Origin of the sequence: Erythrobacter sp., assembly GCF_024305245.1 — a bacterium.
In the GTDB taxonomy this organism is placed as follows: domain Bacteria; phylum Pseudomonadota; class Alphaproteobacteria; order Sphingomonadales; family Sphingomonadaceae; genus Erythrobacter.
Map to the genome: position 1 here is coordinate 352269 of NZ_JAMWYX010000004.1, position 20334 is coordinate 372602.

The window sequence follows — 20334 nt, forward strand, 5'->3', positions numbered from 1 at the left end:
CTATTGTGCTTTCTTTGTAAGGGCGGCGATGCGCTGCCGGTCGATTGCGCCGACCGCAAAGGCAATGCCGAAATAGACGATGGCCGCCGCTCCGACCAGCACCAGCAAGGCAGCCAGCCGCGCGACCAGCCCGGCGGCGAACCATCCGGTTAGCATGCCCTGCGCATAGAACAAGGCAGCCCCCATCGCCGCAGCGGCGAACGCCTGCCGGGCGATGCGGAACAGCAGGCCGCCGGGGATGGTGTAGTGGCCGCGCAAGGCGAGCACGATCAGCAGGAAACCGACATTGATCCACGCCCCCACGACGCTGGCAAGCGCGACCCCGACCACGCCGTAGCGGTCGAGAAAGACGAAGTTGGACGCGATGAACACGGCCAGCGAAATGAACGCGGCGATCACCGGGGTCTTCGTATCGGCGCGGGCGTAGAAGTTGGGCACCAGCACCTTCACCAGCACATAGGCGGGCAGGCCCAGCACCAGCGCCGCCAGCACATCGCCCGTCACCGCCGCATCGGCGAGATCGAAGCGCCCGCCTGCAAACATCATCGTCACGAAGGCTTCGGCGCAGATTGCCAGCGCGACCGCGGCCGGGATGGTCAGCAGCATAGCGAGCTCGATCGCGTCGGATTGAATGCGGTCCGCGCCTTCCTTGTTCGCGCCGCCAACGAACTTTGACAGCGTCGGCAGGATCGCGGTCGACAGCGCGATCCCGATGATGCCCAGCGGCAGTTGATTGAGCCGGTCGGCGTAATTCATGTAGCTGACCGAACCGTCGTTCAGCTGGTTGAGAAAATAGAGCTGCACCAGCGTGTTGATCTGGTACGCGCCGCCGCCGATGGCTGCGGGCAGCGCGATGATCGACAATCGCTTCACCTCGGGCGTGATGCGCGGCCACAGCAGTTTGGGGCGGAAGCCTTCGACCCTCACCCAGTAATACAGCCACGCCAGTTGCATCACACCCGCGCCTGTCACCGCCCAGGCGATCCCGTAGGCGACCTGCTCGATGCTCGCGCCCGAAGTCTCCTTGGCCCATTGCCCCGCCAGCAATGCTGCGATCAGCACAAGGTTGAGGATGATCGGAAAGCTTGCGCCCGGCGCAAAGCGCGACACGGAATTGAGCATGCCGGTGAACAAGGTCACCAGGCTGACGAGGATGATGTAGGGGAACATGATGCGCGCAAACGCGACGCTGGTCGGAAAGACAGCGGGGTCGACCGGCTTTTCCGACAAGAGCCAGATCACGCCGGGCATCGCGATTTCGAACACGGCGACCAGAGCGATCAGCACCGGCAGGAACACGCTCAGCACGTCGGCGCTGAAACTGCGCGCTTCCTCCAGCCCTGTTTCAGGGTCGTCGCTGCCGTGCAGCCGCTTGGAAAACATCGGCACGAACGCGGCCGAAAATGCGCCCTCGGCGAACAGGCGGCGGAACACGTTGGGGATGATGAAAGCCTGAAACCAGGCATCGGTCACCGCATTGGCACCGAGGACGCGCGAGAAGATCATCTCGCGCGCCATCCCGGCGATGCGGCTGACCAGCGTCAGCCCGCCGATGGTTCCGACGTTCCGGAGCAGGCTCATGACTGGCTGCGCCCGCCGCCTGCGTCGATCAGGAGTTGCCCGTGACCGGCGCGATCGGATCGCCGCCTTCGGCTTCCTCGGCGCGGCGCGCCTGAAGCCGCTGGACGTAAAGCCCGTTGAAGTCGATCGGATCGAGCATCAGCGGCGGGAACCCGGCATCGCGCACCGCATCGGCTACCACACGGCGGGCGAAGGGGAACAGCAGGCGAGGCGCTTCGGCATAAAGGAAGGCGTGGGCCTGTTCCTCTGGCACGTTGCGCATGCCCACCAGGCCGCCATAGGCCAGATCGACGATGTAGGCCTTGCCGTTCTGCGAGCTGGCGGTGAGGGTCATCTTCAGGATGACTTCGTGCACGTCGCTGCTCATGCTTTCCGCAGCAATATTGAACTGCACGTCGATCTGCGGCGCATCGGTCCACTGGTACACGTCGGGCGCGTTCGGGTTTTCGACCGACAGATCCTTCACATACTGGGTGATCAGGCCGATCGCCGGCTGCGTGTCGGCGCCATTGGGCTTGCCGTCGCCAGCACCGGCACCAGAGTTGTCGAGATCGGTCAGCACGCCTTCTTCATCCGCCATGGGTTTCGGTCTTTCAATCTGGGTAACACGAATTGCGCTGGATGCATCGAAGCGGCTGTTCCAACGCTACGGCGCGCGCCTAGCAGGCACAGCGCGACCCCGCAACTGCGCCCGCAGGACAAAGATTCGGCTCGTGCTGCAACCTATCGGTCGTTGGCGAATTGTAATCAGTGCCTATTTAAGGCAGGGTAACCTCTCTTGGGTGTTCGCTAGGCCCCGCGGCCTGCAGCCACCCGCTCGCAGATCGGATATGTGTAGTGCTTGAAATTGTTCTCCTCGCCATGGTCGCCGCCTTTCTGGGCCTGCGGCTCTATTCGGTGCTCGGTCGCCGGGCTGAGCAGGAGGAGGAATCGGTACCCCAGCGCTTCGACTCGGACGACAAGCCTGTCGGCATGGTTCGTCCGGCAACGGCCTCGCCCGCCGTGCCCGCCCGCCCGGTCGAACTGGAAGGCGTGATGCCGGCGGTCGAACGCGGAATCCGCGAGATCGCTGCGGCGGATAGCGGCTTCAACCTCGCCCAGTTTCTCGACGGCGCGCGCAGCGCTTACCGCATGGTGCTCGAAGCGTTCTGGAATGCCGACCGCGAAACCCTGCGCGAATTGTGCGACGATGATGTCTACGAAGGTTTCGTTTCGGCAATCGACGCCCGCGAAGCAGCCGGCGAAACGCTTGAAAACGCGCTCATCCGGATCGAGGAAACCCGCATCCATTCGGCCTCGCTCGATGGTCGCATGGCGCGCATCTCGGTGCTGTTCATTGCGGATCTCGCCTCTGTGACTCGCGACAAGGATGGCACCGTCATCGCCGGATCGCTCGACGATGCGATCGAGAGCCGCGATGTTTGGACCTTCTCGCGCAACACCGCAGCGCGCGATCCGAACTGGGTGCTCGACGAAACCGACGAGGGCTGATTTCGCGCTCGCCTCCGCCGCCATGGTCGCATGGGAGGCGAGCGGCGCGGCCATAGGGAGCGATCGATGCGCGCGAGCCTTGCGCTCTTTCTGCTGCTTTTATTGTCCGCCTGTGGTCGGCTGATCCCCGAAGGCACCATGCCCCCGCCGACAGTCGCCGTACCGCCCGCAACCACGGTTCCGCCCGCAGGTGCTGGCCCGATTGCGCCGGTAGCCGCCAATGCGCTGCTGGCCGGACTCGTGGCAGGCCCGGCGTTTTCCGCTCTGCCGGTGGATGATCGCGATGCGGCTGGCGCATTGGCGAGCTTCATCGAATCCTGCCCCAGATTGCTCACCCGCGAAGATGCCAGCGGCCTCACCCGCGCAGGCGATTGGCGCGGGGCGTGCGATGCGGCGCGGGCTTGGCCGCAGGCGCGGGCGCGCACGTTCTTCACGCAGGAATTCGCCGCGGTGCAGGTGGGCGACGGGCGGGCCTTCGCCACCGGCTATTTCGAACCGCAGATTGCCGGAAGCCGCACCCGCCGACCCGGCTTTGAAGTGCCGGTCTACGCCATGCCGACCGATCTGGTGCGCGCCTGGCCGGACGAGGTTCCGCTGGCAGAGCGCACTGGCCGCCCGCCGCTCGGGCGGTATGATGAACAGGGCCGCTTCGTGCTCTATCACGACCGTGCGGCGATCGAGGACGGCGCGCTCGATGGCAAGGCGCAGGTGATCGCCTGGGCCGCCGATCCGGTCGAATTCTTTTTCTTGCAAATTCAAGGCTCGGGCCGCCTGATCACGCCGGAAGGCGAGGTGATCCGCATCGGCTATGCCGGTCAGAACGGGCGCGAATATGTCGGCATCGGCGGGGTGATGCGGGAACGCGGGCTGCTGGGCGAAGAGCCGGGCAAATATGCCGGATCGATGCAGGGCATCATGGCCTATATCCGCGAAAACCCGGCTGAGGGCCGCGATCTGATGCGGCTCAACAAAAGCTGGATCTTCTTTTCGGAACTGCGCGGTGACGGGCCGCTGGGCGCGCTCGGCATCCCGGTGCGGCGCGAAAGCTCGGTCGCGGCCGACCCGGCCTTCGTGCCGCTCGGTGCGCCGGTATGGCTGGACATGGACCGGCCCGAGGCGGGCGGATTGTGGATCGCGCAGGACACTGGCGGCGCGATCAAGGGCGCCAACCGGTTCGACACCTTCTGGGGCGCGGGCGAAGACGCGCGCCGGATCGCAGGCGGCATGAGCGCGCGCGGGCGAGCCTTGGTGCTGATCCCCCGTGCCGCCGCCGCACGGCTCGGCGCAGACACGCCATGAAACCGCCGCGCGGGCTGACTGCGGGCGAGCAGACGGCCTGGGCCCAGCTTGCTGGCAGTGTCACGCCGCTGCCGGGGCGCAAGGCGCCCGTAGCTCCCAAGGCTGCACCGAAAGCTGCACCGAAAGCTGCGTCAATGCCTGCCCGCACTGCTCCACCTGCCCCGCCCCCGCGCAGGCCTGCACCGCCGCCTCCTCCTCCTCCGCGCCCGCCGCTCGCCAATGATCTCGATTCGCACTGGGACCGGCGGATGAAGGGCGGGCGGATCGTGCCCGACCTCACGCTCGACCTGCATGGCCACACGCTCGACACCGCCTATGACCGGATCATGGCCGGGCTGGATCAGGCGCGCGCGATGGATGCACGGGTGGTGCTGGTGATCGCGGGGCGCGAACGCCCGGTCGATCCGGCCGACCGGATGGAGCGCCGCGGGGCGATCCGTGCCAAGCTGCTCGATTGGCTCGCCGCAAGCCGCCACGCCGGAACGATCGGTGCGGTGCGCAAGGCGCATATCCGCCACGGCGGCGAGGGCGCGCTCTACCTGATCCTCAAGCGGCGCGGCTAACCGCGCATAACAGCAATTGTCACAGGCCTGACACTGCTTGTCAGTGGGCGTAGCTGACCCCCCGCTCCATTGAACCCCGACGTTCATGACGATCTTGGGGGGCTGGCTTACAGTGAAACGGACATCAGCATATGGCCTGCGCGCGGTAGCGTTCGGGGTATCCGCGGTCCTTGCATCCGCGCTAGCCTCTGTGCCTGCGCTGGCCCAGCGTGCCGACCAGCTGGGCGATGCGGCCACCGAAGCCGCCGCACAGGCGGCAAGCGAAAAGGCCGAGGCCGATTACCGCGCGCTGTCCGCCGATGTCGCAAGCCGTGCGGGCGATCCCGCCTTCGATTATGCGCTCGGCATCGCGGCGCTCGATTCCGGGCGCTTCGGCGAAGCGATCATCGCCTTGCAGCGCGTTCTGGCAGTCCAGCCCGAAAACGCCGCCGCCCGCGCGGAACTGGCCCGCGCCTATGCGCTGGCGGGCGACATTGATACTGCGCGCGAACAATTCGCCACCGTGGTCGACGATCCCAGCCTGCCCGATCCGGTGCGCCAGCGCTTCACCGGCTTCGTACGCCAGTTCGACAAGCAGATTTCTGGCGGCGGATCGGACGTCAGCGGCTTTGTCGATGCGCGGGTGGGCCATGACAGCAACATCAATACCGCGACCGAACTGAACAGCATTGTCATCCCGCTGTTCAGCTTCCTCGGCCCCGGCCAGCTCGGCGGTGCGGCGGTGGCCCAGTCTGACGAGTTCTACGACATCACCGCCGGCGTTTCCGGTGTCACCGCGATCGGGCGGCAGGACCGGCTGTTCGCCTCGCTGCTCGGCAACTGGCGCGACAACCTGAATACGTCAATGTTCGATCAGGCCGCGCTGACGGCGACCGCGGGCTATGCCCACAGCTTCGCCAATCAGGACGTGATCTCGATCTCGGGCCAGGTGCAGGAATTCTGGCTCGACGATGCCGGGTTCCGCAGCTCCTATGGTGTGACGACCCAATATACCAAGCCGTTGTCCGGGGGCAAAGCGGTGACGGTGTCGGCGCAATGGAACCGGCTCGACTTCAACGGCGATCCGCTGCGCGATGCCGATCGCTTTTCGGCGGGCGTCGGCTTCGTCGGAAAGGTGTTTGCCGCGAACATCAACGGCGGCACCGAGGAGACGCGGCAGGCGGCGGGCGATCACCTGTCGTTCAATTTCGCAGCGGCCAATATCGGCGCCGAACTGCCGGTGGCAAAACGCGCCGCGATCGTCGGCGGCATCGCCTTCGACCTGCGCCGCCACGATGCCCCCGATCCGCTGTTCCTGACCAAGCGCAAGGACGAGCGGCTCGACCTGTCGGCGGGGCTGAAGGTGGCGGTCACCGATCGCCTCTTTTTCCAGCCCACTGCCACCTATTCGCGCAACTGGAGCAACATTGCTCTGTTCGACTTCGAGCGCTGGACCGTCGCGGTCGGCGCACGCTTCGAATTCTGATCCTCAGCCGGGGAGGCCCTGACATGACTGCTATCCTGAACACCACGTCCTCGATGATTTTCGTCCGCTCGGCCCGGCTGCTGCTGGTCGGCGCTTCGGGCCTTGCCCTGAGCGCGCCGCTGGCGGCCAATCAATTGCTGTTCACCACCAGCGAAGCCCAGCCCGCGACCGGTGAGCGGATCGACCAGCGCGGCGGGTTGACGCAGGTTGCCCTGACCGGCGGGGGCACGGTTTCGATCGTCGATGCGGCGGAATATCGCCTCAACCCGGATGGTTCGGTCGACCTTTACGAAGGTTCGATCACTGTCGCTGGCAGCGAGGCACGCGAGGTTGTGGTGCGGATGCCCGAAGGTCTCGAAGGCCGGGTGGCAGGCACGGGTTCGGCGGCCAATTTCTCCGCCCGCAAGAATGGCGAGGCGAGCGGCCATGCGCTCACCGGTGCGGTGCGGATCGGGCGGGCGGGCAGCTTCGAGCGGTTCGATGCAGGCGCCATGTGGCGTGCACGGGGGCAGGGCGGCGTGCGGCGCGTGATCGCCAATGATGCCCAGGTGCAGCCCGATGCTGTGGGCGGCGCAGGGGCCGAACCGGCGGTTGCGATGCCCGCACAGCCCGGCAGCGTCGTTGCCATCGGCGGCGAGGCTGGCCCGGTGGCCGCCGCGCTCAACGGTATGCCCCTCGGTTTCGGCGATCAGCTCGCGGCTGCCGGCGCATCGGGCGATATCATCGGCGCTGCGCGGCGCATCGAAGCGGTGGTCGGCAATCCATCGCTCGACAATTTTCCGAGCGGCGATTTCGCGCTGCTGGTGGCGGCCGCTGCCCGGCTCGAAGGCAGCTATGGCGGCACGCCATTCCCGCAGGCGCAGGCCGACATTATCCGCGCCTATCTGCGGTTCCTGGCGGGCGGCGGGGCGCGCAGCGAATTCCTCACCGCCTATAGCGGGTTCGTGGTGAGCTATCTCGATCTGATCCGCGCAGGCGGATTGCCGAGCGGGTTTGCCGGGACGAGCCCTGCCGATGTCGATGCCTATCTCGCCTATATCCGCCGGACCGGAGCGCTCACCGGCCTCGCCGACCGCGACCGGGTGCTGGCCGAGGCTTACCTCGCGTTTCATGCCAGCGGCGGCAACCGTGATGCGTTCGCGGTGTCCTTCACCGATCTCACCGGCGCCTATTTCGCCTTTGTGCGCGGCGGCGGCGATCCGGCGGCGTTCACCGGAGCCAGTCAGGCGGCACTGGCGCAGACCATCGCCTTCCTGCGCGATAGCGGATTGGCGGCGCAATTGAGCGCGGCCGACCGCGCGCTGGTCGATGCCTTCCTTGCCAATGGCGGGCTTGCCTTTGCCGCGCAGTACGAAACCGCGCTGGGCGATTACTTCGCGTTCCTCGCCAGCGGGCGTCGCCCCAGCGAATACACCGCGCTCGATCAGGCGACCTTGCGCGCCTATCTCGAAACGCTGGCCGATACCGGACTGCTGGCCAGCGTCCTTGGCGATCGTGCCGGTTTCTATGCCGATTACCTCGCTTTCCTGCGCGGCGGCGGCAGCATTGATGCGTTCGCAGGGCTGCCTGCGAATGTCTTCGCAGGCTATGCCTCGCAGCTCGATGCCTATTTCGCCTTCCTGTCGACCGGGCGGCGACCCACCGAATTCAGCGGCACCGATGCTGCAATCTTGCAGTCCTATCTGCTCGAACTGCAGGCGGCGGGCGCGCTCGAACGCTTCCTCGGCGCGCGCTCGGCGTTCTTTGCGGACTTCGCCGCATTCGTCGCGGGCGGCGGCAGCATTGACGGGTTTGCGGGGCTGCCTGCGAATGTTTTCGCCGCGTATGCGGTGCAGCTCGATGCCTATTTCGCCTTCCTGTCGAGCGGGCGGCGACCGACCGAATTCAGCGGTGCAGATGCTGCCGTCTTGCAGGCCTATTTGCTCGAACTGCAGGCGGCAGGCGCGCTCGAACGCTTCCTCGGTGCGCGTGCGGCATTCTTCGCGGCGTTTGCGAATTTTGTCGCGGAAGGCGGCAGTTTCGATGCTTTTGCCGGCCTGCCTGCCAATGTCTTCACGAATTATGCAGTCGATCTGCGGGCGTTTTTCGACTTCCTGCTGGCAGGCGGAGTGCCGTCCGATTACACCGCGCTGACACCCGAAACGATCAGCGCGTATATCGCTGCGCTCGAAGCGGCGGGCGCGACATCGAGCTTCCTTGGCGACATCGCCGGGTTCTACCGCGACTATGCGATCTTTCTTGCAGGCGGGGGTAACCCCGATCTGTTCGCGGGCCTGCCGGTTCCGCCCGATTTCCCGACCTTTGCCGCCGCGCTCAATGCCTATGCGCTGTTCCTGCAGGGCGGCGGGCTGCCGTCGGACTACACGGCGGAAGATCTCGCGCAGTTGCAGAGCTTCCTCGATGCGGTGGCGGGATCGGGGCAGCTTGCGGCGCTGCTGGGCGACAACGCGGATCTGCTGACGCGCTATTTCGCCTTTCTGGCTTGCGGCGGCGATCCCAACGGGTTTGTCGGTCTGCCGGTCTATGGCGATTACGTCGCGGCGTTGAACGCCTATTACGCCTTCCTTTCAGGGGGCGGCCTGCCGGGCGATTACACCGCGCTCGATCAGGTGACGCTCAACGCCTATCTCGATGCGCTCGCCGCTGCGCAGGGCGGTCTGGCCGGGTTCGGCGATCTTGACGCCTTCTTCTCCGGCTACTTCGCCTTCGTGAGCGCGGGCGGCGACCCGGCCAATTTTGCCGGGCTGCCGGTCTATGGCGATTACGTCGCGGCGTTGAACGCCTATCTCTCGTTCCTTGCCGATGGCGGGCTGCCGAGCGAATACACGGTGCTCGATCAGGCAACGCTCAACGCCTATCTCGAAGCGCTCGCCAATGTGCAGGGCGGTCTGGCGGGCTTTGCCGCGCTGGATGATTTCTTCATCGATTTCTTCGCCTTCATTACCGGCGGCGGCGATCCGGATGATTTTGCCGAATTGCCGGTGAATGTGAACCGTCCGCGCAACGTACTGAACGGTGTCAACGGCTGGCAATTCGCGCGCGACGGCCTGCGGGTTGCGCGGACCGATGCCCAGATTGATGACGACGGCCGCATCACCAGCATGACCGTGTTCAATCCCAATGGGGTGACGACCGATTACTCGGGGCGGGACGCGGATTTGCGCGAGTTCGGCCGCATCGGCAATGATGTCGCCTGGACGCGCTATTTCGTCGGGGCGGCCAACAGCCAGAGCAATGTGAGCGAACATTTGCTGGTCGGCACGCCCGCCACCAACATTCCTGCCACCGGCACGGTGCAATATGCGCTGGTCGGCGGGACCGCGCCGACCGATCGCAACGATGTGGCAGGGACCGAGGCGTACTTCACCGGCAATCTGGGCATCGCCTTCGGGACTGTTCCGCTTGTCGGGGTCGATTTCGAAGTGCTGACCCGGACCGCCGGATACCGTGTCAGCACTCTGGGCGGCGCGGCCAATCCGCTGAGCGGCGGGATGGGCGTTGACGGCAATGGCCGGTTCGAGAACCAGAACCTGCCGATCACGCCGCTGCTCGATGCGACCTGCATCAATTTCTGTCAGGCGCAGGTGTTCGGCGGCCTGTTCGGCGACGGGGCGACGAGCGCGGGTTTCACCTATAACGTGTTCGATCGCGGCTTTGGTGCGTCGGTGCAGGGCGTGGCGATCTTTGCCGCCAGCGGCAATGCCATTGAAGGGCTGGGCACGCGGCCCGATGCGGGCGTCGGCGATACCAGCGGCACGCCGCTGATCCTTGCCAACCAATCGCCGTTCACGGCCACCACCGGCGTTAAATACAATCTGCGCGCTCCGACCACCGGTCTGAACGGTTTCAGCGCCGATGGAGTGGTTTCCGATAGCAATGGCGGGATCACTGCGATCCTCGAAAGCTTCCGCCCGCGCAGCATCGGCACAGCCAGCGCCGTCGATGTCTCGACCAACGCCCGGTTTGCCATCGGCCGCTGGACCAACGGCATCTATGTTTCGGAAGATCAGGCCGAAAACACCGCATTGTCTGCCACGCAGGGCCTGCATTATCTGTTCGCCGGGCCGACCACGACCGGCTTTGTCATCCCGACATCAGGCCGGATCGACTACGATCTGATCGCGGCCACTGCGCCGACGATTGCCGACGGATCATTGGCTCCCGGACAGTTCCAGGCCGATATGGCGGTGCTGTTCGGCGCGACCAACCGCGTGGCGATGGAGGGCAGCATCATCATGCCCAAGGCAGGCGGTGATTTCGTCTACGGTTTTTCCACTCAGGGCGGCGTCGCCAATGCCGAACAAAGCACATCGGAGTTCCGCGTAACGCAGGGGCGCAATATCAACTTCGAGATATTGGGCAGCGGGATCACCACCAGCGACAATAGCTGCAACGCCAATTGCACGATCCAGTTTGCAGGCTATTTCGCCGGAGCCGATATCAACCAACTCGGCCTGACCTACAACGCCACGGGGTTGAGCAATCCCAAGAACATCAACGGCGTGGCGATCTTCGGCAATGGTACGCTGACCGGTCCGCCAGTCAGCGCGGTGACCGGTAACCAGTTCAGCGCGACCGTCACGACCGACCTGTTCGTCAGTCAGGGCAACCTTGTGTCGCTCGATTTCAGCACGGCCAATCCGGGCCGGACCAATTCGCTCGACACAGTGCAGAATACCCCCGGCAGCTTTGGCTACAAGACGGATGCCGAGGGCCGGGTAATAGAGATTGGCGGCAGAAATGGCTGGTTCGACCGGATCGCTCCGGTTGGGACGAACTTTGTCGCTGCAAGCAACACCGATATCGGTCGCACGGCATCGGGCGCGGTGCGCTGGTCGCGCTGGAGCAATGGCGGGGTCGTCCCCAGCCGTTTCGGCCCGCCCCCACCCTTCGGCGTGAGTGCCAACGGCGGCTATCATATGATTATCGGCACGCCGTCTACCAACCTTCCGACCAGCGGACGGATCGACTACACGCTCGTCGGGGGCACAAGGCCCACGGCCGTGGATGGCAGCGTGGCTCCGGGCATGCTCACATCGGGCGCGGCAGCGGTGCAGTTCGGGGCAAGCCCCAAGGTCGGCATAGCGCTCGGCTTCGATTACAATTCGAACAGCTATGTGGCGCAGACAACCGGCGGCGTTACGAACATTGCAACCAGCGAATTATCGCTGGTGAATGGCGGGTTCACCGGTCGCTCGGCCAATGGCAGTGTGACCGGCGGTGCCTGCGCCGGGGCGTGTTCGGTCGAATGGACGGGCTTTCTGGCCGGGATCGGCGGCACCGAGCTTGGGGTGCAGTATGATATCCGCTTTGCCGCAGACATCGCCGTAATCGGCACGGCAGCGTTCACTGCCGGTAACGGCAACATGGCCGCCGCCCCCGCGCCCGGCGTTGCGCCCGTACCGGTCACGATCGCCGGCATCGACATGAACCGCTGGGGCGGAACGGGCAGCGCCTCGCCGCAGGGCAGCCCGGTGCCGGGCGGCGGGCTGGCACAGGCTCTGGCACAGGCTCTGGTGCCTCTGGCCATGCAATCGGGCGAAGGTGCGGGGCGCGGGGATGGGCCGGTCCGGCACGAGGCGATCCGCCAGGCCGAACAGCTGATGGGCGGTCTGATCACCTTCCACGGCGCCCGCACCGACCAGCGCTGAGGCCACCTAACAGCAGTTGTCATGTGCATGACAGGCCATGTGTGTGGCTGGCCCCTGCAGCGTGCGGCAAGGTGACGGCATTGGATGCAATGGGGAGTATGACAATGACGAAGATGTTTTTCCGCGCGCCGGCCCGCAGCTTTGCCGCTGCGATGCTGGCCTCGGCGGCGGTGATCGCGGTGCCGGTGCAGGCGAAGGATGCCGAGGTCAAGCTGACCACCTGCAGCGAAAGCCTCGGCTCGATCGCGGTGGTCGAAGGCGACACGCAGGGCTGGTCCGAGTACGGGCTCGGCAGCCCGCGCGAACTGGTAAATTCGTTGGCGGTCGAATCCGGCTGCTTCACGCCGCACAGCCCGGCCAGCGGCGAAGCGGCCGATTTCCTGATGAACGTGGTCGCGGGCGACAGCGAGGAAGTCGACCAGTCGATCGAAGTGGCCAAGTCGGCGGCGATGCAGGGGCTGGTGAGTTCCGGCGCGGCGGGATCGCTTCTCAGCAGCGTTCCCGGAGCCGGCGCGGTGCTCGGCATGTTCGGCGGTTTCGGCGGAAAGAAAAAGCGGCTGGCCGCCGGGATCAAGCTGCTCAGCCCGGCCAGCGGCCAGGCGATCGCAACCGGGCAGGGCGTAGTCAAAAAAAGCACCCTGAGCTTCGGCGGTGCTGGTGCGTGGACTGCGGGCGCTGCGGCGGCAGGCTACGGTTCCAGCAAGGACGGTAAGATGCTGGTCGAAGCCTTCGTGCTCGCCTTCAACGAACTGGTCGCCCAGAAGGCTACCATCGCATCGGTCCCGCGGGGCGGCGGCGCTGCAACCGCATCCGGTCTGGCGACCGTGGCTGCGGCCACCGCGATGCTCGAAACGCCCTCGGCCAAGGCCAAGGTGCTCCGCGATCTCAGGGCCGGCACCACTCTGACCCCGACCGGCAAGCGCGAAGGTCTGTTCGTCGAGGCGAAGGACAATTTCGGCACCGTCGGCTGGGTTTCGATCGAAAGCCTGAACTGACCGGCACCGCCCGGCTGGCAGCCATCGCTTGCGCGGATGCGTGAGCGGTGGCAGCAAGCCCGTGCAGGGGAGGCGCCGGGGTTTCGTGAACACGCGAAGAATGGAAACAACGCCCATGAGAATCCTCTATGTCGAGGACGATCCGCGTTCGGCGGCGGCCGTGGGCGATATCCTCGCGCAGTCCGGCGATGTGCTGGTGTGGGAGGATAATGGCAGCGCCGCGCTGCTGCGGGCGGGGCTGGAGAATTTCGATGTCATCATCCTCGACCGGATGCTCGGCGATATCGACGGGCTGACCATCACCCGGCGGCTGCGCGAAGGCGGCATTGGCACTCCGATCCTGATCCTGTCCGCGCTGGGCCGCAGCAGCGACCGCGCCGACGGGCTGGATACCGGCGCCGACGATTACCTTGCCAAGCCGTTCGAGCCTGCCGAACTGGTCGCCCGCCTGAAAGCCCTGCACCGCCGCGCCACCGGGCGCGAACACAGCGCCGTGATCCTGTACGGCGCGTTCGAATGCCACGTGAAGGCGCGCACCGCGTTCCGCGACAATCGTCACCTTGCGCTCAGCCCCAAGGAATTCGAGCTGTTCCGCTATTTCATGGAAAACGCGGGCGAGGTGGTGACCCGCGAAATGCTGCTGCGGCAGGTGTGGAAGATGGATTTCGACCCGCAGACCAATGTCGTCGACGTCAATATCGGGCGGCTGCGGCGCAAGCTCGAGGACGGGTTCGCGCGCCCCGCGCTCGAAACCATCCTGGGATCGGGCTATCGCCTGCTCGACGGCATGCCGTGAACGAAGCGCGGCGTTCGATATTCTCGCGGCTGGTGGCGGGCGCGATATTGCTGTCGCTGGTGCTGTTGGCTGGCCTCTGGTGGCTGACCCACCAGACAGTCAGCACGAGCCTGCAGGAGGCGGCGCAGACAGAGGTCGACGTCGATCTCGCCGGGCTTGCCGATATTTATGCAACCGGCGGGCAGGCCGAACTGGAAGCGCGCATTGCCGACCGGGTCGCGCTGACCCCGGTCGAAGGCAGCGCATCGCATTACCTGCTGGCGGATAGTCGCGGCACGGTGATCGCGGGCGATCTTCCGCGCTGGCCCGCGCTCGATCCGATGGTTTCGGAAAGCGGGGTGATTGCGATCGGCAAGAATTCGCAGGGCTTTGCCCGCGCGGTGCAGCTCGGCCCCGATCTCAAGCTGGTGGTCGCGCGCAGCATGGCCATCCGCGCACCGGTGCTGTCCAGCCTCACCATGGCGTTCGCGTTGGGCGGAGCGGTGTTTGTCGCATTGGTGGCGCTGCTCGGACGGCTCGCCGCGCTCGGGCTGCAGCGCCGGATCGAGCGGATCAATCTTGCCTTCCGCGAGCCGCAGGACGGTTCGGGCCTCGTGGCCACGCGGCGCAGCAGCGCGGGCGACGAGATCGACGAGCTGACAGCGCATAGCGCCGCGGCACTGGCGCGGATGAATGATCTGCTGGCAGCCTACAAGGACACCTCCGAACAGCTGGCGCATGAAATCCGCACGCCGCTGTCGCATCTCGATAACCGGCTGGTGAAAGCGCTGGCCGAAAAGCCCGATGCCCAGATTGCCGAGCGCCTGGCCGAGGCGCGGGCGGAAATCCGGCGGATCGTCCAGACGCTGGAATCGCTGCTCGATATCGCGGCGAGCAAGGCCCATCGCGGCGACCGCAGCGGCCTTGCGCCGGTCGATCTGAGCGCGCTGGTGACGGGGATTTGCGACCTGTATTCGGGCAGCGCGGAGGAAAGCGGGCTGGAACTGCGCTGGAACGTCGCGCCCGATGTGACAATCGATGGCGACGAACGGCAATTGCGCAGATTGGTGACGAACATGCTCGACAATGCTCTCAAATACGTCCCGTCCGGTGGGAGCATCACCGTCACGCTCGAACCCGGCCCGGTGTTCGTGGTGGCCGATGACGGGCCGGGCATCGACCCGCGCGATCGTGAGCGGATTTTCGAACGGTTCTATCGCGGGCGCAACAAGGGCGAGGAAGTCTCCGGCAGCGGGCTGGGTCTGGCGCTGGCCCACGCGATTGCCGAGCGGCACGGACTGGCGCTGACGCTGGAGGAACCTGCTGCAGGCGGTCTGGGGGGCGCGGTGTTTCGCATCGCGGCGGCTGCATGATCGCGATGCGGCATCTTTGCATGGGAGTCGCGGCGGCGGTACTGTTGCTGGCCAGCGGGTGCACAGGCCCGGATCAGGCTGTGAAAACCAGCGCCTCCGTGCCCGACGCTGCCGTACCGGCCAGCGTTCGCGGCAAGGCCGAGCAGGTTGCCCAAGCGCTGATGATGGCGGCGATGGCCGAGCGGGCGCAGGACACCGCCGCGTTGGCACAGGCGACGCTGCGGCTCGATCATTTGGGCGCGGCGCCGCAGACCGATGACGATGCCGCCGCTATGGAGCGCTGGCGCGCCAGCCTTCCTAATGGCTCCCCGCCGATGCGGGGGCGTGCGCTGGGGCCGGCCTATCGCTCCGCTACGCTGCGGCCGGGCGCTTCGACGCAGCTCCACCAGACCTTTCTCGGCGGACGCAGCGCGCAGATCGTGCTGCGCGTCTCGCGCGGCCCGGTGCCCCGGCTGGTGGTGCGCGACCAGTCCGAACGGCAGGTCTGCCTTGCCAGTGACGATCCGATCGAATGTCGCTGGGTGCCGCTCTACACCCAGCGCCACCAGATCGAGATCGTGAATGCCGGGCCGGAGCAATCCGAATTCTACATCGTCTTCGACTGATGCGGGCCGGTCCACCTGATCCTGCGGTATGAGCAGGATAGCACGCCGTCAGGAGCCATCTACCGCACGCCCGAGAAAGGCAATCACCCGTGGCCAGCTGTCGGCGCGCGCGGCGGCGTTGCCATCGGTGCTGCCGCCATATTCGCCGAGCCGCGAGTAAAAGGGATGATCGCGGGCTATCGGTGGGCCGAACACGAAATGGCCGGCATCTCTGTAAGCGAGCACTGTTACCGCTGGGCCGGAACGCGCCTTGCTGCGCGCAGCGATCTGGCGCGACATCGGGCACGCAGGCCACATCGTTTCCGCCTCCCCGCACACCAGCAGCACCCCGGCCCGGGCGCGTTCGACAGGGATGGCAGCGCGGTCCGCTGCGGGCTTTCGGGCAGGGTCCTCGATGGTGCGGTAGACGCTGATGACACCATCGGCCTGATTCCAGTCGCCAAACGGCATGGTCGGCACCTCCTTGCCGCCAACTGTCCATGAGGCGCGCTCGCTCTGTCCGCCGCTGGCCCAGTTGTTGCCGTTCCAGACGACACTGGTCGGCATTCCGGCGACTACTGCGGCGAGATCGGGGCGGCGCGAGGCGACCAGCAAGGCGGCCTCCGCGCCCTTGGATGCACCCATCACCGCGACCCGATCGGGATCGACCCCGGGCCGCGCCTTGAGCCAATCCAGCCCTTGGTCGAACAGTTCCAGCGGGATCGCCTCCAGCGTGCCTGTCTGCCCCGGCGCGCCGAAATAGGCGAGGTGGAGGACGGCAAAGCCATCTTTCTGCAGGGCCAGCGCCATGTGGTGCGTGCCGCCGCCCAACCCGCCTTCCGACCCGCCCAGCAGCAGCACCGCCGGATGCGGGCCGGAAGCAAGCGGCGCGAAAAAATTGCCGAACAGCCCGCCTTCATCGATCCGCTCACCTGTGGGGCCGGGATCCCGCACTTCGATTTCCGGCAGGCCGTAGCGGTCCGGCGCAAGGCCCCTGAAAAGGGCGGCGGCGCCCAGCAAGGCGAGCATCCCCGCTGCCGCCAAAATCACGTTCCTCGCCGTCATCGCTGCGCTCCCATGTTGCAGGCAGGGGTGCCGCAAAATGGGCTGGCGATGCAGTGCAGGCTGTCAGGCAGCGGGGGTGACAAGCGTCATGGCGTTCACAGCCACCCGCGTTCGCGCGCGATGCGTCCGGCTTCGATCCGGCTCGCCGCGAACAGCTTGGCCGAGGCTTCGGAGAGGTAATTGCGCACCGTGCCGGGGGAGAGGTCGAGCTGGCGCGCGATCTCCTTGTTCGAACGGCCTTCCTCGGCAAGGCGCAGCACATCGCGCTCGCGTTCGGTCAAGGGATTGGCGGGCGCATCCCAGGCGAGTTCGGCAAGTTCCGGCGCAATCGCGCGGCGGCCTTCGGCAACCTTGCGGATCGCAGCGGCGAGCGCATCGGCGGGGGTGTCCTTGAGCAGGTAGCCGCGCACGCCTGCATCCATCGCGCGTCTGAGATAACCTGCGCGGCCGAATGTGGTGACGATCAGCACCCGCGCCGACAGCCCTTCGCGGGCAATGGCTTCGGCGACATCGAGGCCGGTCATCTGCGGCATCTCGATATCGGAGAGGAGAATATCGGGCGCGAGTTCGCGCACCGCTGCCAACGCAGCAGCACCATCCCCGACGCGCGCGACAATGTCGATGTCGGTTTCAAGCGAGAGCAAACTCGCCAGCGCGCCCAGCACCAGCGCCTGATCCTCGGCGATCACAAGGCGGATCATGCCGCCGCCCCTTGCGGCAGGCGCGCTGTCAGGCGGGTGCCGCGCCGGTCGCCCGCGACCGCCAGTTCTCCGCCTGCTGCATTGAGACGCAAGGTCAGTCCCGCCAGCCCGCCGCCAGCGCGCACGGCCTGCCCGTCGCCATCATCGCTGACCTTCAATTCCAGCCCGCCCGGCTGCTGGATCAGCGCGATGCGGCACGTGCGCGCGCCCGAATGGCGGATCACATTGGTCACCGCCTCGCGCAGCGCCATGGCCAGCACAGCGCTGGTGCCGGGGTCGATCGCCTCTGCATCGCCTTCAACCTCGCACGCGATCCCGGCGGCGGCGAGCGCGGCCTTGGACCCGGCGATTTCGCGGGCGAGGCTGGCGCCGGTCATGCCGCTGACCGCCGCGCGCACCTCCGCCAGCCCTTCGCGCGCGGCGGCGGCAATGTCGCGCATTTCGGCGGTGGCCTTGTCCGGGGCGCTATCGGCAAGGCGCGCGGCGAGGTCGGCCTTGAGCGCAATCAGGGTGAGCGTGCGGCCCAGCAGATCATGCAGATCGCGCCCGATCCGTTCGCGCTCGGCAGCGGCGGCAAACTGGCGCACCTCGCCCTGCGCGGCGGCCAATTCGCGGTTCTTGTCCTGCAGGGCCGCGCGCGAGATGTTGCCGATGCCGACCATCACCATCAGGAACACGCCAAGCACCCAGTAGATGGCGGGTTGCCCGGTGAGCAGTGCCAGCGCGGCGCTGGCAGCGGCAAAGGCGCCCACGCCGAGGCTGGCGCGCCGGGCCGGGCGCAGTTCGGCGATCATTGCTGCGGCATAGACCGCGATCACTGTCCAGTTGCTGCCCGTGAAGGCCAGCGCGAAAGCAAGCAGCAAGGCTGCGACCGCCAGCACCACCAACCGCGCGCCCGCCGCCCTCAGCGAGACGAAATAGACAGCGAGGAACACCGCCAGCCCCGCCCCGGCGCCGATCATCTGCGCGGGGCTAGGCAGCTTGATGAGCCACGGAATGAAGAACAGCGGGAGATAGGCCAGCCAGATGGCCGGATGATCGATGGCTTCCCATCGGAGCATCCGGCCCTTGGCCACGCTGCGATCGAGCTCAGTCATACTACCGCGCCTGCTGCCGCTCGCCCGTCCAGGCGAACAGGGCGGCAGCAAGCGTGATAAGAGCCAGCGGGCCGGCATGGAGCCACAGATTTGCCGCCTCGCGTTGCCCCACAGCCATCAGCGCGATCTCGCCAAGATGATAGGACGGCAGCGCCCACGCAAAGGCCTGCATGACCTCGGGCAAGACCGCAATCGGCATCCACAGTCCCCCCAGCACAGCCATTGCCAGAAACACGATATTGGCAACCGCAACCGCGCCTTTCTGGCCAAGCCGGTAGCCGATGCCAAGCCCGATCAGCGCGAAGGGAAGGATCGCCAGCGTGTGGACGGTCACCAGCATCGCCCACTGCCCCGCGCCAAGCGCGACGCCGCCTGCCTGCCCGAGCGCATAGAGCATCGCAAAGGACACCATGCTGAACACCGTCGTCGCAGCAAGTTTGGCCACGATCTGCGCGCCTGCGGGCATGGGCGAGAGGCGCTTGAGTTCCAGCTGGCCGTTCTCGCGCTCGACCGCGATATTGGCGCCGAAGCCGAACAGCGCCGGGCCCATCACCGCAAAAACCCCGAAGGTTGCGAGCGTGCGGGTCGCCACCTCGGCGCTGCCCTGCCCCATGGCGAGCGCGAACAGCGCGTAGAAGGCAGGCGGCAGCGCGATAGTGGGGATGATGAACTGCGGCATGCGCGCCGATTTGATGATCTCGGCCCAGCTTTCGCGGGCATAGACGGAGGGTGCGGGTGCGATCAGAGCGGACATCATGCGGCCTCCTTCAGGGTGGTGCGATTGGCGTGGACAAGATTGGCGAGCGCATCTTCGAGGCTCGCCCCGGTGACTTCAAAGTGCTGGAGCGCCGGGTCGATCGCGAAAGCGGCCTCCAGGCTGGCGCGCGGCGCGGTGGTCAGCAGCGACAGATCGGCTCCGACGCTCTCCACCTTGACCACGCCGGGCAGCGCGCGGAAGTGGTCGGCGGGAAGCCGCGTGCGCAGCCTGATCGCGGTGGCGGCGACCTGCGCCTTGATCGCGGCGGGCGGGCCGTCGGCAAGGATGCGGCCATCGGCGATCACCACGATCCGGTCCGCCAGCGCCTCGGCCTCGTCCATGTGGTGGGTCGCGAGCAGCACGGCCGCGCCCGTATCGGCCTTGGCGCGGACCACATCCCACATCGTGCGGCGGGCTTCGGGGTCGAAGCCGGTGGTCGGTTCATCCAGCACCAGCAGATCAGGCGCCCCGCAAATGGCGAGTGCGAACTGCACCTTGCGCGCCTCGCCGCCCGAAAGCCGGTCGCAGCGGCGGGTTGCAAGCGCGGTGAGGCCCGCCTGTTCGAGCACCGCGGCGGTGGGCAGGCGGCGGGCGAAATAGCCGGCGTGAAGATCAATTGCCTCGGCCACGGTCAGGGTTTCGGGCAGGCCGCCCGACTGCAGCATGATCCCCATCCGCGCCCGCGCCAGCCGGTCGGACGGTTCGAGTCCGAACAGGCTCACCCGGCCACTATCGGCCCTCAGCCGCCCGGTCAGCAGACCCGCGACAGTGGATTTGCCCGCGCCGTTGGGGCCAAGCAGTGCAGTGACCGATCCTGCCTCCAGCGCGAAGTCGAAACCATCCAGCACGCGGTGGGCGCCATAGGCCTTGGTCGCGCCTTCGAGCGCGGCGATGATCGATGAAGCAGTGGGCGGCATGATCGTTCTCCTGATTGCGG

Annotated in this window: 16 protein-coding genes; 9 read left to right on the plus strand and 7 right to left on the minus strand. The window is 66.6% G+C overall.

The genetic code is table 11. From position 1 onward, the window contains the following. Both murJ and secB read right to left on the minus strand, forming a co-directional pair. Entirely contained in the window at positions 1 to 1581 is a 1581-nt protein-coding gene (gene murJ / locus Q0L48_RS08445; protein WP_296719597.1) for a murein biosynthesis integral membrane protein MurJ, read from the minus strand. A gap of 28 nt (positions 1582 to 1609) precedes the next feature. After that, a complete protein-coding gene (secB, locus tag Q0L48_RS08450) occupies positions 1610 to 2161 on the minus strand; it encodes a protein-export chaperone SecB (RefSeq protein ID WP_296719600.1) in 552 nt (183 codons plus the stop codon). Positions 2162 to 2409: 248 nt separating this feature from the next. On the opposite strand from secB, the gene Q0L48_RS08455 reads away from it, so the two are divergent. From Q0L48_RS08455 to Q0L48_RS08495, 9 genes are all read left to right on the plus strand, one after another. After that, on the plus strand, positions 2410 to 3072 hold the full coding sequence (locus Q0L48_RS08455) for a Tim44/TimA family putative adaptor protein (protein WP_296719717.1): 663 nt from the start codon (positions 2410 to 2412) through the stop codon (positions 3070 to 3072). A gap of 66 nt (positions 3073 to 3138) precedes the next feature. Beyond that, entirely contained in the window at positions 3139 to 4371 is a 1233-nt protein-coding gene (locus Q0L48_RS08460) for a murein transglycosylase A (protein WP_296719602.1), read from the plus strand. 134 nt (positions 4372 to 4505) lie between these two features. Then, positions 4506 to 4934 (plus strand): Smr/MutS family protein, encoded by a 429-nt coding sequence (locus Q0L48_RS08465; RefSeq protein ID WP_367274032.1) that lies wholly within the window; start codon positions 4506 to 4508, stop codon positions 4932 to 4934. A 112-nt stretch (positions 4935 to 5046) separates the two neighbouring features. Continuing rightward, a complete protein-coding gene (locus Q0L48_RS08470; protein ID WP_296719607.1) occupies positions 5047 to 6399 on the plus strand; it encodes a tetratricopeptide repeat protein in 1353 nt (450 codons plus the stop codon). A 23-nt stretch (positions 6400 to 6422) separates the two neighbouring features. Then, positions 6423 to 12050: a hypothetical protein gene (locus Q0L48_RS08475; protein ID WP_296719610.1), complete on the plus strand. Its 5628-nt coding sequence runs from the start codon at positions 6423 to 6425 to the stop codon at positions 12048 to 12050. Between the two features lie 104 nt (positions 12051 to 12154). Continuing rightward, complete coding sequence (locus Q0L48_RS08480) at positions 12155 to 13045, plus strand: SH3 domain-containing protein (protein WP_296719612.1); 891 nt, start codon at positions 12155 to 12157, stop codon at positions 13043 to 13045. A 115-nt stretch (positions 13046 to 13160) separates the two neighbouring features. Then, on the plus strand, positions 13161 to 13841 hold the full coding sequence (locus Q0L48_RS08485; RefSeq protein WP_296719615.1) for a response regulator transcription factor: 681 nt from the start codon (positions 13161 to 13163) through the stop codon (positions 13839 to 13841). After that, positions 13838 to 15193 carry a HAMP domain-containing sensor histidine kinase gene (locus Q0L48_RS08490; protein WP_296719619.1) on the plus strand — a complete coding sequence of 452 codons (1356 nt, stop codon included), beginning with the start codon at positions 13838 to 13840 and terminating at the stop codon, positions 15191 to 15193. Before Q0L48_RS08485 ends, Q0L48_RS08490 begins: the two co-directional genes overlap by 4 nt. 80 nt (positions 15194 to 15273) lie before the next feature. Then, positions 15274 to 15798 carry a hypothetical protein gene (locus Q0L48_RS08495; protein ID WP_296719622.1) on the plus strand — a complete coding sequence of 175 codons (525 nt, stop codon included), beginning with the start codon at positions 15274 to 15276 and terminating at the stop codon, positions 15796 to 15798. 48 nt (positions 15799 to 15846) lie between these two features. On the opposite strand, the gene Q0L48_RS08500 is transcribed toward Q0L48_RS08495, so the two are convergent. The 5 genes from Q0L48_RS08500 to Q0L48_RS08520 all read right to left on the minus strand — a co-directional run bounded on the left by Q0L48_RS08500 (position 15847) and on the right by Q0L48_RS08520 (position 20314). Further along, positions 15847 to 16842, minus strand: a complete 996-nt coding sequence (locus Q0L48_RS08500; RefSeq protein ID WP_296719624.1) for an acyl-CoA thioester hydrolase/BAAT C-terminal domain-containing protein — start codon at positions 16840 to 16842, stop codon at positions 15847 to 15849. Between the two features lie 95 nt (positions 16843 to 16937). Beyond that, the gene (locus Q0L48_RS08505; protein WP_296719627.1) at positions 16938 to 17543 is read right to left on the minus strand and encodes a DNA-binding response regulator; all 606 of its coding nucleotides are present in this window, start codon (positions 17541 to 17543) and stop codon (positions 16938 to 16940) included. Continuing rightward, on the minus strand, positions 17540 to 18640 hold the full coding sequence (locus Q0L48_RS08510) for a sensor histidine kinase (RefSeq protein ID WP_296719628.1): 1101 nt from the start codon (positions 18638 to 18640) through the stop codon (positions 17540 to 17542). The genes Q0L48_RS08505 and Q0L48_RS08510 overlap by 4 nt, the downstream gene beginning before the upstream one ends. 1 nt (position 18641) lies before the next feature. Further along, positions 18642 to 19397 carry an ABC transporter permease gene (locus tag Q0L48_RS08515; RefSeq protein ID WP_296719631.1) on the minus strand — a complete coding sequence of 252 codons (756 nt, stop codon included), beginning with the start codon at positions 19395 to 19397 and terminating at the stop codon, positions 18642 to 18644. Further along, entirely contained in the window at positions 19394 to 20314 is a 921-nt protein-coding gene (locus Q0L48_RS08520; RefSeq protein WP_296719632.1) for an ABC transporter ATP-binding protein, read from the minus strand. The genes Q0L48_RS08515 and Q0L48_RS08520 overlap by 4 nt, the downstream gene beginning before the upstream one ends. Between the last annotated feature and the right edge of the window lie 20 nt (positions 20315 to 20334).

Coding starts and splice junctions, on each gene's coding strand:
- murJ (WP_296719597.1), bottom strand. CDS start 1,581: ATGAGCCTGCTCCGGAACGTCGGAACCATCGGCGGGCTGACGCTGGTC.
- Q0L48_RS08505 (WP_296719627.1), bottom strand. CDS start 17,543: ATGATCCGCCTTGTGATCGCCGAGGATCAGGCGCTGGTGCTGGGCGCG.
- secB (WP_296719600.1), bottom strand. CDS start 2,161: ATGGCGGATGAAGAAGGCGTGCTGACCGATCTCGACAACTCTGGTGCC.
- Q0L48_RS08485 (WP_296719615.1), top strand. CDS start 13,161: ATGAGAATCCTCTATGTCGAGGACGATCCGCGTTCGGCGGCGGCCGTG.
- Q0L48_RS08480 (WP_296719612.1), top strand. CDS start 12,155: ATGACGAAGATGTTTTTCCGCGCGCCGGCCCGCAGCTTTGCCGCTGCG.
- Q0L48_RS08515 (WP_296719631.1), bottom strand. CDS start 19,397: ATGATGTCCGCTCTGATCGCACCCGCACCCTCCGTCTATGCCCGCGAA.
- Q0L48_RS08465 (WP_367274032.1), top strand. CDS start 4,506: ATGCCTGCCCGCACTGCTCCACCTGCCCCGCCCCCGCGCAGGCCTGCA.
- Q0L48_RS08475 (WP_296719610.1), top strand. CDS start 6,423: ATGACTGCTATCCTGAACACCACGTCCTCGATGATTTTCGTCCGCTCG.
- Q0L48_RS08520 (WP_296719632.1), bottom strand. CDS start 20,314: ATGCCGCCCACTGCTTCATCGATCATCGCCGCGCTCGAAGGCGCGACC.
- Q0L48_RS08500 (WP_296719624.1), bottom strand. CDS start 16,842: ATGACGGCGAGGAACGTGATTTTGGCGGCAGCGGGGATGCTCGCCTTG.
- Q0L48_RS08460 (WP_296719602.1), top strand. CDS start 3,139: ATGCGCGCGAGCCTTGCGCTCTTTCTGCTGCTTTTATTGTCCGCCTGT.
- Q0L48_RS08510 (WP_296719628.1), bottom strand. CDS start 18,640: ATGACTGAGCTCGATCGCAGCGTGGCCAAGGGCCGGATGCTCCGATGG.